We start from the raw sequence: 23,129 nt of genomic DNA on the forward strand, positions 1-23,129 counted from the left end.
TGAAAAAGGATACTGCGATGAGTCAAATCACCAGTCCTGTAACTTATTCAATCAGTCGTCCACAAGACGTGATTGATATTGTTAATAAAAACTCAGCTGTTAATACCAGTATCGGCGTTATTTTTATCGCTCTGGGTGGCATTCTCATTGATGCTTATCAGGCGGCGATGGTGGGATTCGGCAACAAATACATTGCTGCGCAATTCGGTATTTCACCGGGTCTTGCGGCAACGGTGAACGCTTCTGTTTTAGTGGCGGCCTTGATTGGCGGGTTATTAGCAAACCGGGTGATTAACCGTTTTGGTCAAAAGCGTGCGTTTATCATCGGGATGGGGCTATGCACGATAGGTGCCGCCGCTGTCGCTATTGCTCCCAATATCTGGTGGGTGCTGGTATGTCGTGTGGTTATGGGATTTGGCCTGGGCATTGATTTTCCTCTGGCAACAAATGCCGTGGCGGAGCTGCGGGGTTCAACATCTAAGAAAACAGGGTCGTCAGTTAACCTTTGGCAAATGGCATGGTACGTCTCAACAACCGTTGTCTATCTTGTATTGCTTCCGTTACTTCTGTCCGGTGTTGCTGAAGAACAATTATGGCGTTATGGGATTTTCGTGGGGGCGATTTTTGCTGTCAGCATTATGATCCTGCGCTATTTCTTCATCGGTGAGTCCGCTATGTGGGCTGCGCGTGTTGGGCGTTATGAAGAAGCCTGTGGCATTCTGGCAACCCGCTATGGCGTTCACGCTCGCGTGGCTTCTCCATCACCATTAGAAAGTTTGTCATCTGAGAAGCCAGAAGGTAAGTTCCGCGGCGGGTACGGCATCCTGTTTAACGCGCGCTATCGTAAACGCACTATTTTAGGCTGCGTTGTGGCGACCATGCAGGCCTGGCAATATAACGCCGTCGGTGTTTATCTGCCTCTGACGCTAGCGGGGATATTGAGTGGAGGATTGACCGGAGCGCTAACCGGTTCTGCGGCTGTGAACGCACTCTGCGGGATTACCGGTGGTTTGATTGGTTCACTCATCCTTCAGCGATTAGGTACACGTCTGCAGTCTATGTATGGATTCGCATTAGTGACTGTTGCCTTGCTGGCGTTAGGCGCGTTAGCGACGACCAATCCATGGCTTTCTTTAGGCTTGTTGGGTGCCATCATTTTCTTCCATTCTGCAGGGCCAGGCGGTTTAGGGATGACTATCGCAACCCTTTCCTATCCTCCCAGCATTCGTCCGACTGGCGTGGGATTCGCACGAGCGATTATGCGTACCGGAGCAATTGCCGGGCTTATCTTCTGGCCTATGCTGTGGGGCGCATTAAAAACAGAGGCGTTTTATTGGCTGGCAATTGTTCCTTTCCTGGGATTCCTGACTTGTGTGTTGATTAACTGGGAACCCCTTGGCGCGAATGTGGACGCTGAGGATGCTCAGGTGCTGGCCGAACTGGAGAAGTGATCGTACGCGTCGATTGATATCGACGCGTTTACTACGAAGGGTCTCCATCTTTTGAAGCCATTTTGTTGTGTGCATCTCTCGTCGACCTGGAGAGGAAAAATGATGTCTGAAAGATTACCGATACCGAGAGAAGGGCTATCCGGCAAAGCCATGAGACGGGTTGTCATGGGGAGCTTCGCTGGTGCTCTGATGGAATGGTACGATTTCTTTATCTTCGGCACGGCTGCGGGACTGGTGTTTGCTCCTCTGTTTTTTCCTGACAGCGATCCTTTTATTGGTTTGATTGCCGCATTCGCAACCTTTGGCGTGGGGTTTTTAACCCGCCCATTAGGAGGGATTGTTTTTGGTCATTTCGGTGACAAAGTTGGGCGAAAAATCACGCTGATCTGGACGCTGGGTATCGTAGGTACTTCAACCTTTTTAATAGGTTTTATTCCTACCTATCAGGATATTGGGATTTGGGCACCCGTCACGCTGATGGTTCTTCGTCTGATTCAGGGATTTGGCCTTGGCGGAGAATATGGCGGAGCGGCATTAATGACGATTGAGTCGGCCCCTGAGGCAAAGCGCGGATTCTTAGGCGCTCTACCGCAAACCGCTGCCTCTGTTGGAATTATGCTGGCAACCGGTGTGTTTGCGCTTTGTAATCATTTTCTGACCCAGGAGCAGTTTCTTTCCTGGGGATGGCGCATCCCATTTTGGCTTTCTGCCGTAATGCTGATTGTCGGGATGTTTATACGCCTTCATACCGAAGAGACTCTGGATTTTAAAAAGCAGAAGCCGCCGGTATCACATGAAAAAGTCGCGCCGCCGTTGATTGAGCTCTTTCGTAAACATCCGCGCAATATTCTTCTCGCACTTGGGGCCCGGCTGGCAGAGAGCGTTTCGTCAAACATCATTAATGCTTTTGGTATTGTCTATATTTCCAGCCAGCTGGCGCTATCAAGGGATATTCCATTAACCGGTATGCTGATCGCGTCGGCTATTGGCATTGTGTGTTGCCCTTTGGTGGGTTGGATCTCCGACCGTATCGGGCAGAGGAAAATGTACTTATTTGGCGCGGGTTTCTGCGTCCTCTTTGCGTTTCCTTTCTTCTTTTTGCTGGACACGAAAAGTACCCCGATCATCTGGTGCAGTATGATCCTGGGTTATAACCTTGGGCCAACCATGATGTTTGCTGTGCAGCCCACTCTATTTACCCGCATGTTTGGCATTCGGGTCCGTTACACCGGTCTTTCCTTTGCCTACCAATTTTCTGCCATTCTCGGGGGGTTAAGTCCCCTGATTGCATCCAGCCTGCTGGCTTTAGGTGGGGGGAGACCGTGGTATGTCGCACTGTTCCTGTTTGTTATTTCAACCCTTTCATTTATCTGTGTCTGGCTTATCGAGCCACATTCAAACAATAAAAAAGACGCGAAGAAACCATTAACTTCTTACTGCTATATCCGAGAACAATCACATGAAAACCGAAGATAATAATCAGCATCAGCTTGCGCTACAGCGCGCTTTTGACGCCCCCTGGCCAGGGCCAGAAGGTAAGGCTGTGTCACTGGAACACGGTCATATTCGTCTCAAGGTCTATCCGCATGACGGCGCCAGGATTACATCATTACAGGCGTTTGGTTTTGAGGTGTTGCGGCAGTGGGCCCCACAGCGAAAAGCGTTTCAGTATGGCTGTTTTCCGATGGTGCCCTGGGCTGGACGGCTTGGCTATGCGACGCTTAATGTAGGAGATAAACGCTATACTTTGCCAGCGAATAAACCCCCGCATGCCTTGCACGGGATGGCCTGTTATTCATCATGGGAAGTTGTCGAGCATAAAGTGGAGGCGTTGACGCTGCGTATGCCACTGGATTCACCCTGGCCTTGGCGAGGGGAAGTGTTACAAACGCTAAAAATTGAAGAAGATAGTGTCATTCTGCGTCTTGAAATCCGTTCGGAATCGGAAACATTTCCTGCGTCTGCTGGCTGGCACCCGTGGTTTGCTAAACGGCTTGATTTGAATACGGATGACGAGTTGCAGGTCATCTTTAACGCCGACTGGCAAGAAGAGGCGGGGAGCAATGAGTTACCGACGGGCAATCGGATATCCCCTCTGCCGGGCCCATGGGACGATTGTTTTGGATTTTCTTCCGGGATTAATGTCCGATTACAGTGGCCTGGTAAGCTGAATATGGTGATGACATCGGCCGCACAAAGTCTGGTTGTGTTTGATAAACAGCCTGATGCAACATGTGTTAACCCAATCACTCAGGCGCCGAATGCGATTAACCATTTACCGCAGTTTGTCTATCCAGGCGCTCCGCAGATCATTGAAACACGCTGGTCTTTTAAAGAAATTTTATGATCCTCGATAAACACCCGACTCAGGGCGGGTGTTTTCTGCTTTTAACTCCATAGTCAAACCCCGCCTTTCCCGCTACAGTTAATCTTTCATGGCGCGCAAGGAGACAAAAATGCTCTATATCTTTGATTTAGGTAATGTGATTGTCGACATCGACTTCAACCGGGTACTCGGGACATGGAGCGATTTGAGCCGTATCCCGCTCGCGACGCTCAAGCAGCATTTCACCATGGGCGAGGCGTTCCATCAGCACGAACGCGGTGAAATTAGCGATGAGGCCTTTGCGCAGGCGATGTGCCATGAAATGAATATGCCGCTGAGCTATGAGCAGTTTTCCCACGGCTGGCAGGCCGTTTTTGTCTCTCTGCGCCCTGATGTCATCGCGATTATGCAAAAACTGCGTGAGCAGGGGCATCGCGTGGTTGTCCTGTCGAATACTAATCGCCTGCATACCACTTTCTGGCCGGATGAATATCCGCAGGTGCGGGCCGCCGCCGATCGTATCTATCTTTCCCAGGAAATGGGGATGCGCAAACCCGAGGCGCGAATCTATCAAAGCGTCCTGCAGTCGGAAGGTTTCTCTGCGGAGGATACGGTCTTTTTTGACGATAACGCCGATAATATCGCGGGGGCTAACCAGTTGGGGATCACCAGTATTCTGGTGACCGGAAAGGAGACCATCCCCGCCTACTTTGCGAAATAACTATGCTCAAAACCGTTCATCAAAAAGCAAAGCACCGCGTCCGGCCCCTGATGGCCTGGATAAAACTGCTGTGGCGGCGCATTGATGAAGACCATATGACCACGCTGGCGGGGAATCTCGCCTACGTGTCGTTACTCTCCCTGGTGCCGCTGATCGCCGTGGTCTTTGCGCTGTTCTCGGCATTTCCGATGTTTTCCGAGGTCAGCGGGCAGATTCGCCATTTTATCTTCGCTAACTTCATCCCGGCGACGGGGGATGTCATCCAGGGATACATCGAACAGTTTGTCGCGAACTCCAGCCGGATGACGGCCGTCGGCGCCTTCGGGCTGATCGTGACGTCACTGCTGCTGATGTATTCTATTGATAGCGCGCTGAACACTATCTGGCGCAGCACGCGCACCCGGTCCAAAATTTACTCGTTTGCCGTTTACTGGATGATTCTGACGCTGGGGCCGCTGCTGGCGGGGGCGAGCCTGGCCATCAGCTCTTATCTGCTGTCTCTGCGCTGGGCAAGCGAACTGAACGGCGTGATTGATGATGTGCTGCGTCTCTTCCCGCTGATTTTATCGTGGACGGCGTTTTGGCTGCTTTACAGCATTGTACCGACGACCCAGGTACGCAATCGCGATGCGATTATCGGATCGCTGGTGGCGGCGCTGTTATTTGAGGCGGGTAAAAAAGCGTTTGCCTTATATATCACGGCGTTCCCGTCGTACCAGCTGATTTACGGCGTGATAGCCGTGGTGCCTATTTTGTTTGTCTGGGTGTACTGGACGTGGTGTATCGTCTTGCTTGGGGCAGAAATTACTGTCACTCTCGAGGAATACCGCAAACTTAAAAAAGAAGAAACAGAATAACTATGATTGCATTAATTCAGCGCGTATCCCGTGCAAGCGTAACCGTGGAGGGCGAAGTGACGGGTGAAATCGGCCCGGGGCTTCTGGTGTTGTTGGGCGTCGAGAAAGACGATGATGAGCAAAAAGCGAATCGCCTGTGCGAGCGCGTGCTTGGCTATCGTATCTTCAGCGATGCCGAAGGAAAAATGAATCTGAATGTGCAGCAGTCCGGCGGCAGCGTGCTGGTGGTCTCACAGTTCACGCTGGCAGCGGATACCGAACGGGGTATGCGCCCGGGTTTTTCCAAAGGGGCCGCCCCTGACAGAGCAGAAGCGCTGTATGACTATTTTGTCGCGCGCTGTCGCCAGCAGGAGATGAACACACAAACCGGGAGATTCGCTGCGGATATGCAGGTATCACTGGTGAATGATGGTCCTGTGACCTTTTGGTTGCAGGTATGAGCCAGCTTCCGGGCCGGCTGCGGGTAACAAAAGAGAGTACAGCTATGTATCACCTTCGTGTACCGCAAACAGAAGACGAACTCGAGAGCTACTATCAGTTCCGCTGGGAGATGTTGCGTAAGCCGCTTCATCAGCCCAAAGGATCGGAGCGTGACGCCTGGGATGCGATGGCGCATCACCAGATGGTAGTGGATGAAGAAGGCAACCTGGTTGCCGTCGGGCGGCTATATATCAATGCGGAGAACGAAGCCTCTATTCGTTTTATGGCCGTACACCCGTCGGTGCAGGATAAAGGCTTGGGTACGCTGATGGCGATGACGCTGGAGTCCGTCGCCCGTCAGGAGGGCGTTAAACGCGTGACCTGTAGCGCTCGCGAAGACGCGGTGGATTTTTTTGCCAAGCTCGGTTTTGTTAACCAGGGCGAGATTACCACGCCAACCACCACGCCTATCCGCCACTTCCTGATGATTAAACCGATCGCCTCGCTGGACGATATTCTGCATCGCGGCGACTGGTGCGGGCAGCTGCAGCAGGCCTGGTATCAGCACATTCCGCTCAGCGAAAAAATGGGTGTGCGCATTCAGCAGTACACCGGCAAAAATTTCATCACCACCATGCCCGAAGCCGGTAACCAGAATCCGCACCATACGCTGTTTGCCGGAAGTCTGTTTTCCCTGGCGACGCTGACCGGCTGGGGGCTGATCTGGCTGATGCTGCGCGAACGGCATTTGGGCGGTACGATTATTCTCGCCGATGCCCATATCCGTTACAGCCAGCCGATTAGCGGCCGCCCGAGCGCAGTGGCCGATCTGGGTTCGCTCAGCGGCGATCTCGACCGTCTGGCGCGTGGACGTAAAGCCCGCGTGCAGCTGCAGGTTGAGTTGTTTGGCGGCGAGAGTCTGGGCGCCATTTTTGAAGGCATTTACATCGTTCTGCCCGCGAAGCCGTTTGGTTCGTATGAAGAGGGCGGGAACGAAGAAGAGTAATTCCCGCCGCAGCGATTATAGCGACCGACCTGGCGAACGGATTCGCCAGGCGATATCTCCCATGGCATGGCGCGCCGCCAGACTGATGCCACCCAGCTGAAAGAAACCGTGAATCACGCCAGCATAGCGCTGGCAGGTACAGGCCACATTTTGCTCAACCATCCGTTGGTACAGCGCTTCGCCTTCATCGCGCAGCGGGTCATATTCGGCGGTGAGGATATGCACGGGCGGCAGACCGCTGAAGTCGTCACGCCAGAGCGGGCTGGCCTCCGGGTGTGCAGATTCCGTGGCGGGCAGGTACATTTCGTAGCCGCTCAGCAGCGTATCCCGGGTGATGATGTAATCCTCTCCGTTGCTGATGTAGCTTGCCGAAGCCGCGGTAGCGTCCAGCATGGGATAAATCAGAATCAGCTGCGCGGGCAGCCAGGTCCCCGCAGCTTTCAGTCGTAGCGCGGTGACGAGAGCCAGATTCCCCCCCGCGCTATCGCCCGCAAGGGTGATTCGCGAGGTATCCACCCCAAGCGACTCTGCGTGGCGCCGGATAATCTGCGCTCCCCGTTCCGCGTCATCGTGCGCGGCAGGAAACGTCTGCTCGGGCGCCAGCCGGTATTGCACGGCAATCACCCGGCAGCCGCTTTCATACGCCAGCTGGCGCAATTGTTTATCGTGGGTGGCGAAGCCGCCGCTGACAAAACAGCCGCCGTGATAGTAGATAACGGTAGGTAGAGGGCCGGCAGCATTCTGCGGTGATACCACGCGAAAATTGATTCCTTCCAGCGTGATGTCGTCCACCTGCACACGCGTTTCGCTTTCTCCGGCCAGCACCGTACTGGCTACATAACCCGCCCTCCGGTCATCAATATTCTGCTGTCGTGAAGAGGGGCGCCCTGCGGCGATAAACTCCTCAACCAGCCGGGCGATACCTTGTTCCAGTGCCATCATTATATTCTTTTAATCTGTATGGATATACAGCGTTATAGCCTGGATTGCAGCCGATAGAAAAGGGTTTTTTTGTGAGAAATGAGCGCTGGGGCCGGGAGTGGGGCGTACTAAAGCGAAGGCGTTCCTCGGCTGAGGTGCTTGCGCATCGGGGTGGAGTGCCGGGTAACCTGGATTACCCGGCACTATGAGGGGATTTACTCCCCTTCACCCGGGAACATAAACGGGTTAATCGAACTTCTGGCGAAGCCTTCCTGCTCCATGCGGGCATCCAGCACCAGCGAGGCGAGATCGTCGGCCACGGCTTCCACTTTCGGATCTTTTTCCTGATATAGAATCTTCAGGTACGTTCCGCAGTCACCGCAGCTTTCGGCTTTCACCGCCGCATCTTCATTTTCCAGCGACCAATAGTTGAGATCGCGGGTCTGTTCGCAGTTGCTGCATTTGATGCGCACCACGTGCCATTCAGTTTCACACAGGTTGCAGTGCAGGTAGCGCAGCCCCTGAGTGGTCCCAATCTGCACCATGCTGGAAACAGGCATTGAACCGCATACCGGGCAGAACTGGCGTGCTTCACCGTATTCGGCGCGGGCTTTACCTGGGATCAGGCTGGCCATTTGCGCCCAGTAGAGCGACAGGGCGGCCCAGATAAACGGCGCTTTATCACTGCTCACCAGCGAGAAGTCGGAAGCGAACAGCGCGCTTGCCATCTCTTCCAGCTCCAGATCGGAGGATTTTTCCAGATTCTCGATAACCGCCAGCGCGGTACCGCTCATCTCCGGCTTCAGCTCGGCAATGAGCGAATGCAGCAGCTTGTGCCAGTGCTTATCGCGCGGCAGGAGGTGAATATCCAGCGGCGGTTTGCCCTGCGCGTTGGCTTCTTTGATGCGCGCGGTCAGGTCCATTTGCAGCGGGTGGTCGTAGAGCACCACTTCCTGCGCGTGGGCGACCAGCGCGGCAAAACGCAGAAAATCGCCCAGCGGGTTGTTCTCTGCCAGCTCGCGCAGACGCTCTGCGCGGCGGTTGTAGAGGTTCTTGAGTCTGGGGAATAACAACGGCGGAATATAATCCGCCGTGCGTTTCTCGCTCGAACCCAGCTCATCTTGCGGGATTATGCGAATACTCATTCAGTCTTATTTTCCTGTTTCTGGCGAACTTCTCGGTACCAGCGGGGGTGATGTTTCTTCGCCCATGTTTTGGTAACCCAGCCTTCCACCATCGCGGTAATGGTGCCTTTCACCCACAGGGCGGCGTAAATATGCACCATGATAACCACAATTAGGGCAACGGCGGCAAATGAATGCAGCATGAGCGCTAACCGAATTACCGGGATTGAGAACGCAGGCGCAAAATACGGACGCCAGATGATCACACCGCTGACCAGCAGCAGAACCAGCAAAATAATCGCCGCCCAGAATACGCATTTCTGGCCGAAGTTATAGCGCCCGGTGTCACCCACTTCCTCGTTGACGACGATCTTACGAATATTCTTCGCCCAAAAGATATCATCCCGATTGATTAGGTTATGGTGCCAGTAGCGGAAAAACATGATGATGAATGAGGCAAACATAATGACCCCAACAAACGGGTGCAGAATGCGCGCCAGCTGCGGAGTGCCCATGATTTGCATCAGCCAGTTGAAGGACGGGAAAAAGAATCCCAGTCCGCTTATCGCCGCCAGCATGAAGCAGAAGGCGGTGACCCAGTGGTTGATGCGTTCCGGCGCCGTGTAGCGCACGATGGTGTCACGTCTTTTCATTTGCGCACCTCGTCATTCTCTTCATGCAGGTTGTCCTCTTCCTCTTCCGCACGGTTCGGACCGACCCCGACATAGTGGAAGACGCTGGCTGCAAAGGTCGCGGCAAACCCTACCGCCGCGAGCGGTTTCCAGATACCTTTCCAGAACTTCACGGTGGCGCTGATTTCCGGATTTTCCGGCAGGCCGTGATACAGATTCGGCTTGTCGGCGTGGTGCAGTACGTACATCACGTGCGTTCCGCCTACGCCAGCCGGATCGTACAGGCCCGCATTGTCATATCCACGAGTTTTCAGCTCGGCGACGCGTTCGCCGGCCAGCACCTTCATGTCCTCTTTGGAGCCAAAGTGAATCGCCCCGGTCGGACAGGTTTTCACGCATGCCGGTTCCTGCCCCACGGTGACGCGGTCTACGCACAGCGTACATTTGTAGACGCGGTTGTCTTCCGGGTTGAGTCGGGGGACGTCAAACGGACAGCCGGCGATGCAGTAGCCGCAGCCAATACACTGTTCGGACTGGAAGTCGACGATGCCGTTGGCATACTGAATGATTGCCCCTTCCGACGGACAGGCCTTCAGGCAGCCCGGATCGGCGCAGTGCATACAGCCATCCTTACGGATCAGCCACTCCAGTTTGTCGTTCTGTTCCACTTCCGAGAAGCGCATTACCGTCCAGGATTTGGCGGTCAGATCCGCGGGGTTATCGTACACCCCGACGTTGCTGCCGACTTCATCACGGATGTCATTCCATTCTGAACAGGCGACCTGACAGGCTTTACAGCCAATACAGGTGGTGACGTCGATTAGCTTCGCGACTTCCTGCTGGTGGTCCCGCGCCTGAGGCGCGGGAGTGAAACCGTTAGTCGCGGAACGACGAATGATGTCTTGCGATTGATAAGCCATAAGTCGTCTCCGTTACACCTTTTCCACGTTCACGAGGAAGGCTTTAAACTCCGGCGTTTGCGTGTTCGCATCGCCGACGAACGGCGTCAGCGTGTTGGCGATAAAGCCTTTCTTCGCCACCCCTTCATAGCCCCAGTGGATAGGAATACCGATCGTATCGATATCCTTACCGTCCACTTTCAGCGTGCGAATACGCTTGGTCACCACCGCCTTGGCTTTGATATAGCCGCGGTTGGAGGAGACGCGAACGGTATCGCCATGCGCGATGCCGAGCTTATTCGCCAGCTTCTCGCCGATTTCCACGAACTGTTCCGGCTGGGCGATGGCGTTGAGCAGCGCATGCTTGGTCCAGTAGTGGAAATGCTCGGTGAGACGGTAGGTGGTACCGACGTACGGGAACTTATCCGCTTTACCCATCTGTTCCAGGTCACCGCTAAAGACGCGGGCGGCCGGGTTAGAGACGACATTCGGGTGTAGCGGGTTGGTGCCCAGCGGCGTTTCAAACGGCTCATAGTGTTCCGGGAACGGACCTTCCGCCATCTTATCGAGAGCAAACAGGCGACCCATGCCTTCGGGCTGCATGATGAACGGCCCGACATCGCTGCCCGGTGCGGCGGCGCTGTAGTCCGGAATATCCATACCGGCCCATTTGGCGCCGTCCCATTTCAGAATCTGACGCTTCGGATCCCACGGTTTACCCTGCGGGTCCGCCGAGGCGCGGTTATACAGGATGCGGCGGTTGAGCGGCCATGCCCAGGCCCAGCCCAGCGTATTACCCAGCCCTGACGGATCGGCGTTATCGCGGCGGGCCATCTGGTTGCCTTCCGGCGTCCAGCTCCCGGCGAAGATCCAGCAGCCGCTGGAGGTGGTGCCGTCATCGCGCAGCTGCGCAAAGGAGCTGAGCTGCTGGCCTTTCTTCACCACTACCGCGCCGGTGACCGGGTCGGTCAGATCCGCCAGCGCCTTACCGTTGCTCTCCATCGCCACTTCTTCCGAAGCCGGTTCGTGCGGCGTGGAGTAGTTCCACGTCATATTCAGCACCGGTTCTGGCGTCGGGCCGCCTTCTTCGGCGTACATTTTCCGCAGGCGTAAGAAGATACCGGCCAGAATTTCACCGTCGGTGGTCGCAATCCCCGGGGCGTCCGCGCCTTTCCAGTGCCACTGCAGCCAACGCCCGGAGTTGACGATAGACCCGTTCTCTTCGGCGAAGCAGGTGGAGGGCAGACGGAACACTTCGGTCTGGATTTTCGCCGGATCGACATCGTTCGACTCACCGTGGTTTTGCCAGAAGGTGGACGTTTCGGTATTGAGCGGATCGATGGTCACCAGGAACTTCAGTTTCGACAGCGATTCGACCACCTTGTTTTTATTCGGGAATGAGGCCACCGGGTTAAAGCCCTGGCACAGATAGCCGTTCACTTTGCCCTGGTGCATCATCTCGAAGTATTGCAGGACGTCGTAGCCCTTATCCCACTTCGGCAGCCAGTCGAAGCCCCAGCTGTTTTCCGCCGTCGCTTTATCGCCAAAGAAGGCCTTCATCATTGAGACGAAGAATTTCGGGTAGTTGCCCCAGTAGTTCACCTGATCTTTCAACAGTGGCTTCGGCGTGTTGGCGGTCAGGTAGGTTTGCAGGTCGGTCTGTTTCTCACTCGGAAGCGTCATATAACCCGGTAGGCTCTGCGACAGCAGCCCCAGATCGGTCAGCCCCTGGATGTTGGAGTGACCGCGCAGGGCGTTCACGCCGCCACCGGCCATCCCCATGTTGCCGAGCAGCAGCTGGATCATCGCCATGGTACGGATGTTCTGCGCGCCGATAGAGTGCTGCGTCCAGCCGAGCGCGTAGAGGAATGACGCGGTTTTATCCGGTGCGCTGGTTTCGGCGATGTACTCGCAGACTTTCAGGAAGTCGGCCTTCGGCGTACCGCAGATGTTTTCCACGACATCCGGGGTATAGCGGGAAACGTGTTGTTTCAGCAGGTTCCATACGCAGCGCGGATGTTGCAGGGAGGTATCGCGTTTGGCGAAGCCGTTTTCGTCCAGCTCATAGTTCCAGCTGGTCTTATCGTAGCTGCGTTTTTCCGCGTTATAGCCGCTGAACAACCCGTCGTCGAAGCTGTAATCCTCACGCACAATCAGGCTGGCGTTGGTATAGGCTTCGGTGTACTCGCGGTTGAATTTTTCGTTATTCAGCAGGTACAGGATGACGCCTGACAGGAAGGTAATGTCAGTCCCGGAACGAATCGGGGTATAGAAGTCGGCTACCGACGCGGTACGCGTAAAGCGTGGGTCGATAACAATCAGCTTCGCGCCGTTGTGAATTTTGGCTTCCATCGCCCAGCGGAACCCTACCGGGTGCGCTTCAGCGGCATTACCGCCCATCACCACGATCAGGTTGGCGTTTTTGATGTCAACCCAGTGGTTGGTCATCGCACCGCGACCAAATGTTGGAGCAAGACTTGCTACCGTTGGTCCGTGTCAGACGCGCGCCTGGTTGTCGACCGCGAGCATACCGAGCGCGCGGGTGAATTTCTGCGTTAAATAGCCGGTTTCGTTACTGGAGGCTGAAGCGCACAGCATCCCGGTGGTCAACCAACGGTTGACGGTAGTGCCGGCGTCGTTTTTGGCGATAAAGTTGGCATCGCGGTCTTCTTTCATCAGCTTCGCGATGCGATCGAACGCTTCATCCCAGCTGATTTGCTGCCACTTGTCGGAGCCTGGCGCACGATATTCCGGGAATTTCAGACGACTTTCGGAATGGATAAAGTCGACCAGACCCGCCCCTTTCGGGCAGAGCGCACCACGGTTGACCGGATGGTCAGGGTCACCTTCGATATGAAAGATGGATGCTTTGGCGTTTTTCGCACCGTCGCCGAGGCTATACATTAACAGCCCACAACCGACAGAACAGTACGTACAGGTGTTACGGGTTTCACGGGTACGCAGCAGCTTATATTGCCGGGTTTCCGCGAGCGCGGCGCCTGGGGCAAAACCCAGCGCTGCAGCCGTTGTGCCTGCCATACCGCCAGCGCAGATCTTAAAGAACTGCCTTCTGCTGACCTGCATGGTTCACTCCTTGTATCGACATTGTCACATGTAGTTATTTACTTTGCGGTAAGCGCCGCAAAGGTTCAGAATTGGGGGGTGATCACCCTTTCACTTGAAGGGGTATGCAAAGAATACCACATTGTGTGTATGCCTGTTCCAATACGGTTAAGACAAAGTGAATAAGAACCCTCCCGAACAAATTGAAAATGTGACAAGCATCACAGGATGTCGTCAGGTCGCGCTCTGGAAGCGCGATGATTTGCAACATCCGCAGTCTGACGAATTAGCCGAAGAGGTTCCTGTGGCGCTGGTCTATAACGGTATCTCACACGTTGTCATGATGGCCTCTCCCAAGGATCTGCAACGATTTGCCGTCGGTTTCTCATTATCCGAAGGGATTATTGAAAACCGGCGCGAGATCTACGGGATGGAGGTGGTGCAGGCCTGCAACGGTCTGGAAGTGCAGATTGAACTTTCCAGCCGTCGTTTTATGGGGCTGAAAGAGCGCCGTCGCGCGCTGGCCGGGCGTACCGGCTGCGGCGTTTGCGGCGTTGAGCAACTCAACGATATCGGCAAGCCGGTGCAACCTTTACCTTTCACGCAAACCTTTAGCCTGGGGAATCTCGATCGCGCGCTGGAACAGCTTCGTGATGTTCAGCCGATTGGCCATATCACCGGCTGCACCCATGCGGCAGCGTGGCTGCGTCCGTCTGGTGAGCTGGCGGGCGGACACGAGGATGTCGGGCGTCACGTCGCGCTGGACAAACTGCTGGGGCGGCGCGTAGAAGAGGGCGATGACTGGCAATGCGGGGCGGCGTTAGTCTCCAGCCGCGCCAGCTACGAGATGGTGCAGAAGGCGGCAATGTGCGGGGTGGAAATTCTGTTTGCGGTTTCCGCCGCCACTGCGCTGGCGGTGGAGGTCGCGGAACGTTGCAACCTGACGCTGGTGGGCTTTTGCCGCCCGGGCAGGGCGACGGTTTACACCCATCCGCAGCGGCTGATCGCAGGTTAAAAATAAGTCAATTTTTTTGAATGATGAGAGCAAATCCTTCCGCTTTTAGTTGTGGGTTGTGAGGTCTACTATTTATCACATCAAGGCAAAACGCCTTACCCAAACAACTTAATGAAGGATTTACATCATGAAAAGCATCAAAACTTTTGCTGCAGTTATCGCTCTTACCGCTTCCTTCGGTTCTTTCGCTGCACAGTCAGTGAGCGCAACCTCCTCTACAATGGACGGCGCGGAAGCGAAAATCGCCGCTCAGGCTCAGGCCGCCGGTGCTTCTTCTTACACCATCACCGAAGCCTTCACCGGTAACCGCGTGCATATGACGGCAGAACTGAACAAATAAAACCGGCACCACCGTCGAAAGAGCGCCTGCGGGCGCTTTTTTTGTTTTTGTGCTTTCATCATCGTGAAATCCCTCCACCCAACGCCTCCACTTCTCCTCAAAAAAATGTGGTGTTTATCACGTTTCTCTTCTTTGCTTTTGGCAACGAGGTTAAGCCTCTGGCAAGCAAAATGACGCGCTCTCCTCTCAATATTTAACCTAATGAATAATAAAGTTATTTAAAAATAACTGTTAAGACGATCTCATCTTTTAAGTGAGATGTTCATCACAAAAAACACTCCATATTTATATCTGTCAATCGTTACAACGGATAAATTAATCATAATTATGTGATCTTGATTGCAAATCCAGGTCTTGAACTTAGGGATAAATGTGGGCAAGCAAATATGACGGTGGTGACCATGAAAATCGGTATTGTTATTAGCGGTGGCGATGTGTCTGGAATTAATAATTTCATTTTTCAGGTTGCGAAACTCGCGAGGGCGGAGATCACCATTTTTAATGGTGGAATACCTGGGCTGCTCGATAAAAATCATCAGGACATCGCCTGGCGGGATCTTGTCGATTTCTCTATTTGTTCACTGCCTGTTATTACGTCCGGCCGAACCACTCGCAAATTGCTGAGGAATGAGTATGAAACTATAGCCAGGAAAATTAAGTCACTGCGCCTTGATGTACTTATTATGGCCGGTGGTGATGGTAGCCTACAGTTCCTTAATACGCTTAGCGAATTTGATATTAACTGTTTCGGTGTCGGGATGACTATCGATAACGATGTATACGGTAGTGATTATACTATCGGATTTTCTACAGCCTGCGAACAAATTATCAAGGAGGTTTCTCGTTTAAGAAATACCGGCAGGGCATTACCTGGGCGGGTGTTTATGGTTGAAATATTAGGAGGGTATTGTGGAGAGCTAACGCTGCAGTCAGCGATTAAAAGTAATGCCGATATTGCGCTGATCCCGGAAGCACAGATGCCATTAGAGGATCTGGCTGAGCGCGTCAGAGGCAAGCTTCGCGAGCAAAACAGCGTGGTGATACTTTGCTCTGAAGGTTACACCAGGGAGTATTCACCTGGGTTTCAAGGGGCTATCGATACGATGATCAAGCAGCTTGAGCCACGCATCGGTGTCCGCATCCGTAAAACCATCATCGGCTATGGACTGCGCAGCGGCGACCCGACCTGCGAAGAAATTTACCAGGGCACGATCATGGCGAATGAAGTTGTTCGCTGTATTCAGTCAGGAATGAAAAATAAAGCCATTATTATAAATTCAAGCAATAAACCTATTCCAATTGACTTAGTCAGTATGAAAAAACGTCTGGTAGATATCGAAGGACATCATTATAAACTTGCCAAACAACTCAATATTATTTGAGGAGACCCTACATGCTGAAAATTCTTTGCGTATGTGGCTGCGGCCTCGGTTCAAGCTTTGCCATCGAAATGACGGCGAAAGCAGTATTAAAGAAGCTGGAAATTCCTGCACATATTGAACATACCACCGTATCTGAAGCTGGAGCATTTAAATCTGACATTATTCTGACGCAAAAAACATTCGCCGACATATTAACCGCCGACGCTACTGAAGAGGAAATAAAACGAGTGGTGGTCCTCAACAAGCTGACGGATAAAGATGAAATTGAGCGAAAAATCGTCTCATTCCTGAAGGAGCGTAATCTGAAGGTGGCCGATCATGAATAGCTTTATCGAGTTTATTGTAAAAGATTTGCTCGGCCAGGCTTCGATATTAATCGCGTTTATTGCCATGCTGGGTCTGATCTTACAGAAGAAGTCAGTGGGTAAAACAGTAGAGGGGACATTTAAAACGCTGCTCGGGTTCTTAATTATGATGGCCGGCATTAATATTATTGTCGCCACCCTGAGCTTCCTTAACGATATCTTCACCCACGGTTTCGGGATGAAAGGATACATCACCGATGTCGCCGCTATCGCCGGTCTGGCGAATCGGGAGCTGGGTTCTGAAGTGGCGCTGACGCTGATGGTGATCTTTGCCGTTAACATTATTATCGCCCGCCTGACGCCGCTGAAATATATCTTCCTCACCGGGCAGGCGCTGCTGTGGATGGCGACGATTGGCACGGTGATTGGCTACAAAGCCGGGCTGACCGGGCTGCCGCTGATCCTGACCGGCGGTATCTTTGGCGGCGTCATGGCGGTACTGATGCCGGCATTAGCGCAGCCGGTGGTCAGACGCATTACCGATTCTGACGATGTGGCCCTCGGCCATTTTTGCACCATCGGATATTTAGTCCAGGCAGCGGTGGCCAAAGTGGTGGGTAAAGGCTCCCGTTCCACTGAAGATCTTGAACTGCCTGATAACTTCAAGTTTCTGCAGGATACCTATCTCGCCATGGCGGTGGTGATGGTCCCCATGTACCTGATTCCGGCGCTGGCGGCCGGACCAGAGTATATCGCCCAGTTTTCCGGCGGCGTGAACTACATGATGTATGCCTTTATGCAGTCTGTTCAGTTTGTGGCAGGGGTCTTTGTCCTCTACAGCGGCGTGCGCTTATTACTGAATGAACTGGTCCCGGCTTTTCGCGGTATTGCCATGCGTATTGTTCCGGATGCGAAACCAGCGCTGGACTGCCCCGTACTGTTCCCTTATGCCCCGAACGCGGTCATCGTGGGATTCCTGGCGACTACCGTGGGTTCGATCATCGGCATGTTGGTCTTCCCGATGTTTGGTCTGGCGATGATCCTCCCGGGACTGTTAACCAACTTCTTTGCCGGCGGTACGGCGGGCGTCTTTGGTAATGCGCTGGGGGGGCGTCGCGGGGCAATGATTGGCGGCGTGGTTCACGGTCTGTTTATTACTTTCCTGCCTGCCATTCTGGTACCGATGCTTGAAAGCTACGGTTTTACCGGCGTCACATTCAGTGATTCAGATGTCATTAGTTCAGGGCTGGTATTAGGCCATGCCTTGCAGAATAACTGGTTATTTGTCGCCTTGTTTATTGTTTTTGTCGCCGCACTGGCATGGTTCGTAAACGGTACATCATCTAAGCCTAAAGGGGAAAATATTCATGAGTCTGTATAATTTCAACGATATTCTGAAAGTCGCCCAGCAAAGAAATTACAAAGCTATTGGCTCATTTAATTTGCACTGTATTGAAATGCTACCGGCTTTTTTTAAAGCTGCGCAAAAGAGCAATAGCCCTTTAATGATTCAAATCTCGACCGGTACGGCGGAATATCTTGGCTATCGTTTACTGGTGGATGCCGTTCGCTCACTGGCGGAAAGTGAAAATGTGCCAACCTGTCTGCATCTGGATCACTGTTCTGATATTAGCGCGATTGAAACGGCCATGAATGCCGGATTTTCATCGGTTATGTATGACGGTTCACACCTGGGGCTAGAAGAAAATATCGGCAATACGCGGATTGTGGTGGAAATGGCGCGGCCGCGGAATATCACCGTGGAAGGGGAGCTGGGCGCCATCGGGGGTTCAGAAGATGGTAAAGCCGTTGCCGCAGAGGATATCTGTTTTACCACCGTCGAAGACGCCACGCGCTTTGTAAATGAGACCCAGGTTGACATGCTGGCTGTATCCGTCGGCACGGTGCACGGCCTTTATACCGGAAAGGCGCAGATCCAGCATCAGCGCCTGAAGGAGATTAGCCTGGCTACGGGCGTTCCGCTGGTGCTGCACGGCGGTACCGGCGTCAGTGATGAGGATATGCGTAAAGCGGTGACTGAAGGGATTAATAAGGTCAATGTGGGCACAGAAATGAACGTGCAGTGGGTTGACCAATGTAAAACCACTTTTGAAAAAGGCAAGGTTAATGACAGCGTGCGTAAGTTTTTAATTCCCGCCAATAATGCGGTCACGCAGGTGCTGATGGAAAAAATGGAATTATTTAAATAGTCCAACCGCAATAATAGATTGTTATTACCAGGTTAGCCCTGCACCCGTCAGGGCGGGAGAAGATTATGTTTCAATCACTGAAAGCGTTGTGGAAAAAAGAGAATCATCCGCCGCAGGATTATGATCGGCTGTCCCGTGAGCTGGCTGAGGAAATAAAGACGCTGGAAAATGAACTGCAGGGCGAGCCTGGCAATGGTGAAATCCAGAAGGCATTGATGCTGAAGTATAACAGGGCGCTATCGGTGTATGCTAAAAGCAAAATACATCGTCAGGATATCGACGCACTATTTATTCGTATTGATGAGTTACGCAATATTATTCGCCGTAATATCTAGGGAGGCGTAATGACCATAAAAGATTTGCTGATTGAGGCCGATGCGATTCAGGTCGGCGTGATGGAGTCTGACTGGCGCAAGGTGATTGAGCTTGCCGCCAGTCCCCTGGTGGCGAACGGGTATATCTCTGAGAGTTATAGTAAAGCGGTTATTGATAATACTCTCAATCATGGAGCTTATTACGTATTCGAAGAGGGGATTGCCATTCCCCATGCCAGACCGGAGTGCGGGGTGAAGCGAAACTGCTTCAGTCTGGTGGTATTAGATAAACCGATTCAATTTGCCGGAAGCGACAGGGCGGATATCGTCATTATGTTCGGCGCTCAGGATAGTAATGCGCATATTGAAGAGGGAATTCGGGCGATTGTTGCGCTGCTGGACAATAACGAAACCATGGCCAGGCTTCGCGCCGCCAGTACCAGAGAAGAGGTGATTGCGTTGTTATGAACAGACATCTCACTGCAGGCTGTAAAACCGTGATCTTAATTAACGGCATCCCCGCTTCGGGAAAGAGCACGATAACCCAGGCGCTATCGCAAACCTTTGGCCTGCCGCTCCTGACCATCGATGAGATTAAAGAGCCGTTTATGGCGTGCTTTACCGACATCGATCGGCCTTTTAACCGTCAGTTGGGATGCGCGGCCTACGAGGTTATCTGGTCGATCATCGGGAATTCGCCAGCCAACGTTATCTGGTTAATCGACGCCTGGTTCGGTTTCCAGCCCCGGGAAACTCTGCAGCGGTTGCTGCATCAGGCGGGGGTTGAGAAAGTGGTTGAGATCTGGAATCAAATCTCCCCTGAGCTTGCCGTGTCACGCTATGCCACGCGCCTGCAGGAGCGCCGCGCGGGCCACCCCGGAGAAGAATATCTGCCGGAACTTGCCCTGCTGGCTGAACGGGCTGAGCCGATGCGATTTGGCCCGGTCTTCACGGTGGATCAACAGCAACCGCTGGATATTGTCAGGCTATCGGCGTGGATTAAGCAGACGCTAGGTTGACGGAGCGTCTGATTGCCGGATAGCGCTTACGCCTGTCCGGCCTACGAAAGTCCGGCCAGACGCAGCAGCGCCGTGACCACCGCCGCCGAAATAATCACCACGATCAGCGGCATCTTGCGCCAGGCAAGAAAAACGGCGAAACCGACGCCCAGCACTCGTGCCATGCCAGCAAAATGTTCACCTTCATAAAAGGTGGTCGCCAGGGCCACAGAAAACAGCAACACCGTTGCCGCATCGGAAAGCAGCGCCTGAGATCGTTCAGAAAGCGCTAAACGACTGCCGAGCTTCGCCCCGCCCAGGCGCATCAAATAGGTTCCTGCCGATAAAATCGCCATGCCGACGATGAACAGCGTGATATCAGCCATTATTTTTTCCTCGTCATCAAACCAAACAGAGAGAGCAGCACCGGCAAACCCACCGGAGCGAAGGGAACGGTGGCAAGGGATAGCGCCGCGCCGCTGCAGGCGCGAATTAAGGTGGTGCGATTCTTAAACGCCGGAATGACCAGCGCCAGCAAAATAGCCGGGAATACCGCATCCAGACCAATGGTTTCCGGGTCGGGTAACAGCTTGCCGACCATGGCGCCGAGCAGTGCCCCGGCGGGCCAGATCATCGCCACGCCGAGGCCACACAGCCAGTAGGCGGCTTTACGCTGTTCCGGCGTTTTTTGCGAGAGCCCGAACACCACGCTCTCATCATTCATAATATGGCAACCCAGCAGGCTGACGCCGCGTTTGCCGACCAGGTCGCGCACCGTGACGCCGAACGGAATATGACGGGCGTTGACCAGCAGGCCTGCCGCCGCAGCGGCTAGCGGGTTCCCGCCGCTGGCGATAATGCCGATAAACATAAATTCTGAGGCGCCTGCCAGTACCGAAAGGGAGAGCGCAAACGGAACCCAGACCGGGAAGCCATAGGCTATCGCCAGCGAACCGTAGGACATGCCGACGATGCCGACTGCCAGGCACACTAACGCTATCGCTTTGATAGTGTCTGCTTTGAGACAGGAGAGGTGCTGCTTCATACTATTTAGCCATATCGAACGAATTTCCATTATAATGAACGCATCAGTATCGATTTTCAAGACGAACGAATCGTTCGATATAAAAAACGTGGAGCCGTGTATGACACAGCCAATTAGCCTGATTGCCAAAAGTCTGGTACGTGAACGTGCACGTACCGGGCTGTCGCTGGCGGAAGTGGCGCGCCGGGCGGGTATTGCTAAATCAACGTTATCGCAGCTGGAATCGGGCAACGGTAATCCGAGCCTGGAGACCCTGTGGGCCCTCTGCGTCGCGCTGGATATCCCTTTTGCGCAGCTGCTGGAGCCGCAGGCGCAAAAGACACAGGTATTGCGTCGCGGAGAAGGAACCAAAGTGGTGGCCGAACAGGCCCATTACCAGGCTATTTTGCTGGCGAGTTGTCCGCCGGGTGCCCGCCGCGATATCTATTTATTACTGACGCAGCCAGGCGCTGACCGAATTTCTCACCCCCATCCACCGGGTTCGGTTGAGCATATTATTATTACTCAGGGGCGCGCGCGGGTCGGGTTGACCGAAGCACCGGAAGAGCTGGGTGAAGGAGATTACATCTGCTATCCGGCGGATCAGGAACATGTTTTCCAGGCGCTGGAACCGGATACTCAGGCGCTGTTGGTGGCTGAGCATAATTAATTTCAATAACATTCTGCGTATATATTCGTAATATGCAGAATGTTATGTCGCTAAATATATTAATGACAGATATATTGTTTAATATCCTATAGCATCAGGAATATCTCTTTCTACTCACTCCTTTTGTCATTTTTGTTTGCTTCCGTTTCATCTGGAAACATGGGATTGATATCACTCTTCCGCCCTTAGGTGGTTCGTATACTGCAATGGTGATATCGGGGTTAATTATGTTTCTTGAAGAACGTAGAAAGTCTATTTTGCAATATTTAGATGAGCACGAGCGGGGTTATGTAAATTATTTTTCTGCTCATTTTAATGTCACAAAAGAAACTATACGCAGCGACTTAAATACTCTTTCAGAGATGGGGTTGGTGCAGCGTTGTTATGGCGGAGCAATTATTTCACGGCGTAGTTTGCAGGCTGAACTTATTTCTGAAACCGGAGATAGTTTTGAGGTGCTGCTGCAACCTGTTAATCACCGCAAATCACCAGGCGATGAGCGACAAAAAGGAAAATTTATGCAGGGTAAGGTATGTGTATTTGGCTCGTTCAATGTTGACATTGTGGCTAAGGTCGAACGCTTCCCGAGAGGAGGGGAGTCGCTAATGGCACAGGGCAGCAGCCTGGGGCCGGGTGGGAAAGGTGCGAACCAGGCAACGGCTGCCAGTAAAGCCGGTGCTCAGGTACATTTTGTTGCCAAGGTGGGTAAAGATCAGTTTAGTAATTTAGCGGCAGATCATTTAACTCGCTCTGCAATCCACTCTTACACGCTATATCAGTCAGAGAGTGAACCAACCGGCAATGCGATTATTTACGTTTCTCAAGAGAATGGCGAAAATATGATTGCTATTTATTCTGGAGCGAACACGACTGTTACCTATAATGAAATTCAGACCATTATTCCGGAATTGTCTTCATCTGACGTTTTATTAGTTCAGCTGGAAAATAATTTCGATGCCACTCATTCGCTAATCAAGATCGCTCATGATCTGGGTAAGCGAGTTATTCTTAATCCTGCTCCCTATTCGGCTGAAATTATCCCCAGCATTCCCTTTGTAGATGTCATTACGCCGAATGAAACGGAAGCGTCATTATTATCGGGAATCGAAATTAACGATCTTGATTCGGCAAAAGAAGCAGCGCTACGTATTGCCGGACTAGGCGCTAAAAAAGTGCTGATTACGATGGGGTCGCGCGGTGCACTGCTGCTGGATAACCGGCAGTTCAGCCATATTCGCGCTTTCCCAGCCGTCACCGTAGATACCACCGGTGCCGGCGATGCTTTTAACGGTGCGCTGGCAGCCTCGCTTGCCGCCGGAAACAGTCTGGTGCAGGCCGCAACCTGGGCCTCCGCCTTCGCCTCTCTGGCTGTTGAACTAGAAGGGGCATCCAACATGCCTGATTTTGAACAGGCAAACGCACGACTGCGTACCCTCTGAACTCGGGAAAAA

General features: G+C 53.1%; 25 protein-coding genes. 18 read left to right on the top strand and 7 right to left on the bottom strand.

Annotated elements, in window-relative coordinates:
• Nucleotides 1–17: 17 nt before the first annotated feature.
• From MC50_RS08705 to fabY, 7 genes are all read left to right on the top strand, one after another.
• Complete coding sequence (locus MC50_RS08705) at nt 18–1,451, top strand: MFS transporter (RefSeq protein WP_047663672.1); 1,434 nt, start codon at nt 18–20, stop codon at nt 1,449–1,451.
• A gap of 102 nt (nt 1,452–1,553) precedes the next feature.
• Entirely contained in the window at nt 1,554–2,927 is a 1,374-nt protein-coding gene (locus MC50_RS08710; RefSeq protein WP_047665435.1) for an MFS transporter, read from the top strand.
• Nucleotides 2,911–3,798 carry an aldose epimerase family protein gene (locus MC50_RS08715; protein WP_102990862.1) on the top strand — a complete coding sequence of 296 codons (888 nt, stop codon included), beginning with the start codon at nt 2,911–2,913 and terminating at the stop codon, nt 3,796–3,798. The genes MC50_RS08710 and MC50_RS08715 overlap by 17 nt, the downstream gene beginning before the upstream one ends.
• A gap of 109 nt (nt 3,799–3,907) precedes the next feature.
• Nucleotides 3,908–4,498, top strand: a complete 591-nt coding sequence (gene yihX, locus MC50_RS08720; protein WP_032696664.1) for a glucose-1-phosphatase — start codon at nt 3,908–3,910, stop codon at nt 4,496–4,498.
• Nucleotides 4,499–4,500: 2 nt separating this feature from the next.
• The gene (locus tag MC50_RS08725) at nt 4,501–5,355 is read left to right on the top strand and encodes a virulence factor BrkB family protein (protein ID WP_032690129.1); all 855 of its coding nucleotides are present in this window, start codon (nt 4,501–4,503) and stop codon (nt 5,353–5,355) included.
• 2 nt (nt 5,356–5,357) lie between these two features.
• Complete coding sequence (gene dtd / locus MC50_RS08730) at nt 5,358–5,795, top strand: D-aminoacyl-tRNA deacylase (RefSeq protein ID WP_004869291.1); 438 nt, start codon at nt 5,358–5,360, stop codon at nt 5,793–5,795.
• Nucleotides 5,796–5,839: 44 nt separating this feature from the next.
• Complete coding sequence (fabY, locus tag MC50_RS08735) at nt 5,840–6,781, top strand: fatty acid biosynthesis protein FabY (protein WP_032690128.1); 942 nt, start codon at nt 5,840–5,842, stop codon at nt 6,779–6,781.
• A gap of 15 nt (nt 6,782–6,796) precedes the next feature.
• Here fabY and MC50_RS08740 read toward each other — a convergent pair whose 3' ends face one another.
• From MC50_RS08740 to fdnG, 5 genes are all read right to left on the bottom strand, one after another.
• Nucleotides 6,797–7,720 carry an alpha/beta hydrolase gene (locus MC50_RS08740; RefSeq protein WP_047663677.1) on the bottom strand — a complete coding sequence of 308 codons (924 nt, stop codon included), beginning with the start codon at nt 7,718–7,720 and terminating at the stop codon, nt 6,797–6,799.
• A gap of 197 nt (nt 7,721–7,917) precedes the next feature.
• Complete coding sequence (fdhE, locus tag MC50_RS08745; protein ID WP_032690126.1) at nt 7,918–8,847, bottom strand: formate dehydrogenase accessory protein FdhE; 930 nt, start codon at nt 8,845–8,847, stop codon at nt 7,918–7,920.
• The gene (gene fdoI / locus MC50_RS08750; protein ID WP_032690125.1) at nt 8,844–9,479 is read right to left on the bottom strand and encodes a formate dehydrogenase cytochrome b556 subunit; all 636 of its coding nucleotides are present in this window, start codon (nt 9,477–9,479) and stop codon (nt 8,844–8,846) included. Before fdoI ends, fdhE begins: the two co-directional genes overlap by 4 nt.
• Nucleotides 9,476–10,378 (bottom strand): formate dehydrogenase subunit beta, encoded by a 903-nt coding sequence (gene fdxH / locus MC50_RS08755; protein ID WP_004869304.1) that lies wholly within the window; start codon nt 10,376–10,378, stop codon nt 9,476–9,478. Before fdxH ends, fdoI begins: the two co-directional genes overlap by 4 nt.
• Nucleotides 10,379–10,390: 12 nt before the next feature.
• Nucleotides 10,391–13,441: a formate dehydrogenase-N subunit alpha gene (gene fdnG, locus MC50_RS08760; protein WP_102047536.1), complete on the bottom strand. Its 3,051-nt coding sequence runs from the start codon at nt 13,439–13,441 to the stop codon at nt 10,391–10,393.
• A 157-nt stretch (nt 13,442–13,598) separates the two neighbouring features.
• Between fdnG and fdhD the strand changes: the two genes are divergently transcribed.
• The 9 genes from fdhD to MC50_RS08805 all read left to right on the top strand — a co-directional run bounded on the left by fdhD (nt 13,599) and on the right by MC50_RS08805 (nt 20,005).
• Complete coding sequence (gene fdhD, locus MC50_RS08765; protein ID WP_032690122.1) at nt 13,599–14,435, top strand: formate dehydrogenase accessory sulfurtransferase FdhD; 837 nt, start codon at nt 13,599–13,601, stop codon at nt 14,433–14,435.
• Nucleotides 14,436–14,562: 127 nt separating this feature from the next.
• Nucleotides 14,563–14,775 (top strand): YdgH/BhsA/McbA-like domain containing protein, encoded by a 213-nt coding sequence (locus tag MC50_RS08770; protein WP_032690121.1) that lies wholly within the window; start codon nt 14,563–14,565, stop codon nt 14,773–14,775.
• A gap of 401 nt (nt 14,776–15,176) precedes the next feature.
• Nucleotides 15,177–16,157 (top strand): 6-phosphofructokinase, encoded by a 981-nt coding sequence (locus MC50_RS08775; protein WP_032690120.1) that lies wholly within the window; start codon nt 15,177–15,179, stop codon nt 16,155–16,157.
• An 11-nt stretch (nt 16,158–16,168) separates the two neighbouring features.
• A complete protein-coding gene (locus MC50_RS08780) occupies nt 16,169–16,483 on the top strand; it encodes a PTS sugar transporter subunit IIB (RefSeq protein ID WP_032690119.1) in 315 nt (104 codons plus the stop codon).
• A complete protein-coding gene (locus MC50_RS08785; RefSeq protein WP_032690118.1) occupies nt 16,476–17,843 on the top strand; it encodes a PTS sugar transporter subunit IIC in 1,368 nt (455 codons plus the stop codon). Before MC50_RS08780 ends, MC50_RS08785 begins: the two co-directional genes overlap by 8 nt.
• A complete protein-coding gene (locus tag MC50_RS08790; protein WP_047663683.1) occupies nt 17,830–18,672 on the top strand; it encodes a class II fructose-bisphosphate aldolase in 843 nt (280 codons plus the stop codon). The genes MC50_RS08785 and MC50_RS08790 overlap by 14 nt, the downstream gene beginning before the upstream one ends.
• A gap of 65 nt (nt 18,673–18,737) precedes the next feature.
• Complete coding sequence (locus tag MC50_RS08795) at nt 18,738–19,007, top strand: hypothetical protein (protein ID WP_004869323.1); 270 nt, start codon at nt 18,738–18,740, stop codon at nt 19,005–19,007.
• Nucleotides 19,008–19,016: 9 nt separating this feature from the next.
• Nucleotides 19,017–19,454 (top strand): PTS sugar transporter subunit IIA, encoded by a 438-nt coding sequence (locus tag MC50_RS08800; RefSeq protein WP_032690117.1) that lies wholly within the window; start codon nt 19,017–19,019, stop codon nt 19,452–19,454.
• A complete protein-coding gene (locus MC50_RS08805; RefSeq protein WP_032690116.1) occupies nt 19,451–20,005 on the top strand; it encodes an AAA family ATPase in 555 nt (184 codons plus the stop codon). Before MC50_RS08800 ends, MC50_RS08805 begins: the two co-directional genes overlap by 4 nt.
• A 41-nt stretch (nt 20,006–20,046) precedes the next feature.
• Here MC50_RS08805 and MC50_RS08810 read toward each other — a convergent pair whose 3' ends face one another.
• On the bottom strand, nt 20,047–20,370 hold the full coding sequence (locus MC50_RS08810) for an AzlD domain-containing protein (protein ID WP_032690115.1): 324 nt from the start codon (nt 20,368–20,370) through the stop codon (nt 20,047–20,049).
• Nucleotides 20,370–21,029 carry an AzlC family ABC transporter permease gene (locus MC50_RS08815; protein ID WP_032690114.1) on the bottom strand — a complete coding sequence of 220 codons (660 nt, stop codon included), beginning with the start codon at nt 21,027–21,029 and terminating at the stop codon, nt 20,370–20,372. The genes MC50_RS08810 and MC50_RS08815 overlap by 1 nt, the downstream gene beginning before the upstream one ends.
• 100 nt (nt 21,030–21,129) lie before the next feature.
• Here MC50_RS08815 and MC50_RS08820 point away from each other — a divergent pair, with 100 nt between their 5' ends.
• Together MC50_RS08820 and MC50_RS08825 are read left to right on the top strand one after the other, a co-directional pair.
• Nucleotides 21,130–21,678, top strand: coding sequence for a helix-turn-helix domain-containing protein (locus MC50_RS08820; protein WP_032696657.1), 549 nt, complete (start codon nt 21,130–21,132; stop codon nt 21,676–21,678).
• A 227-nt stretch (nt 21,679–21,905) separates the two neighbouring features.
• Nucleotides 21,906–23,117 (top strand): PfkB family carbohydrate kinase, encoded by a 1,212-nt coding sequence (locus tag MC50_RS08825; protein ID WP_032696656.1) that lies wholly within the window; start codon nt 21,906–21,908, stop codon nt 23,115–23,117.
• Nucleotides 23,118–23,129: the final 12 nt, after the last annotated feature.

Source organism: Klebsiella planticola (assembly GCF_000783935.2).
GTDB classification, from domain to species: domain Bacteria; phylum Pseudomonadota; class Gammaproteobacteria; order Enterobacterales; family Enterobacteriaceae; genus Klebsiella; species Klebsiella planticola.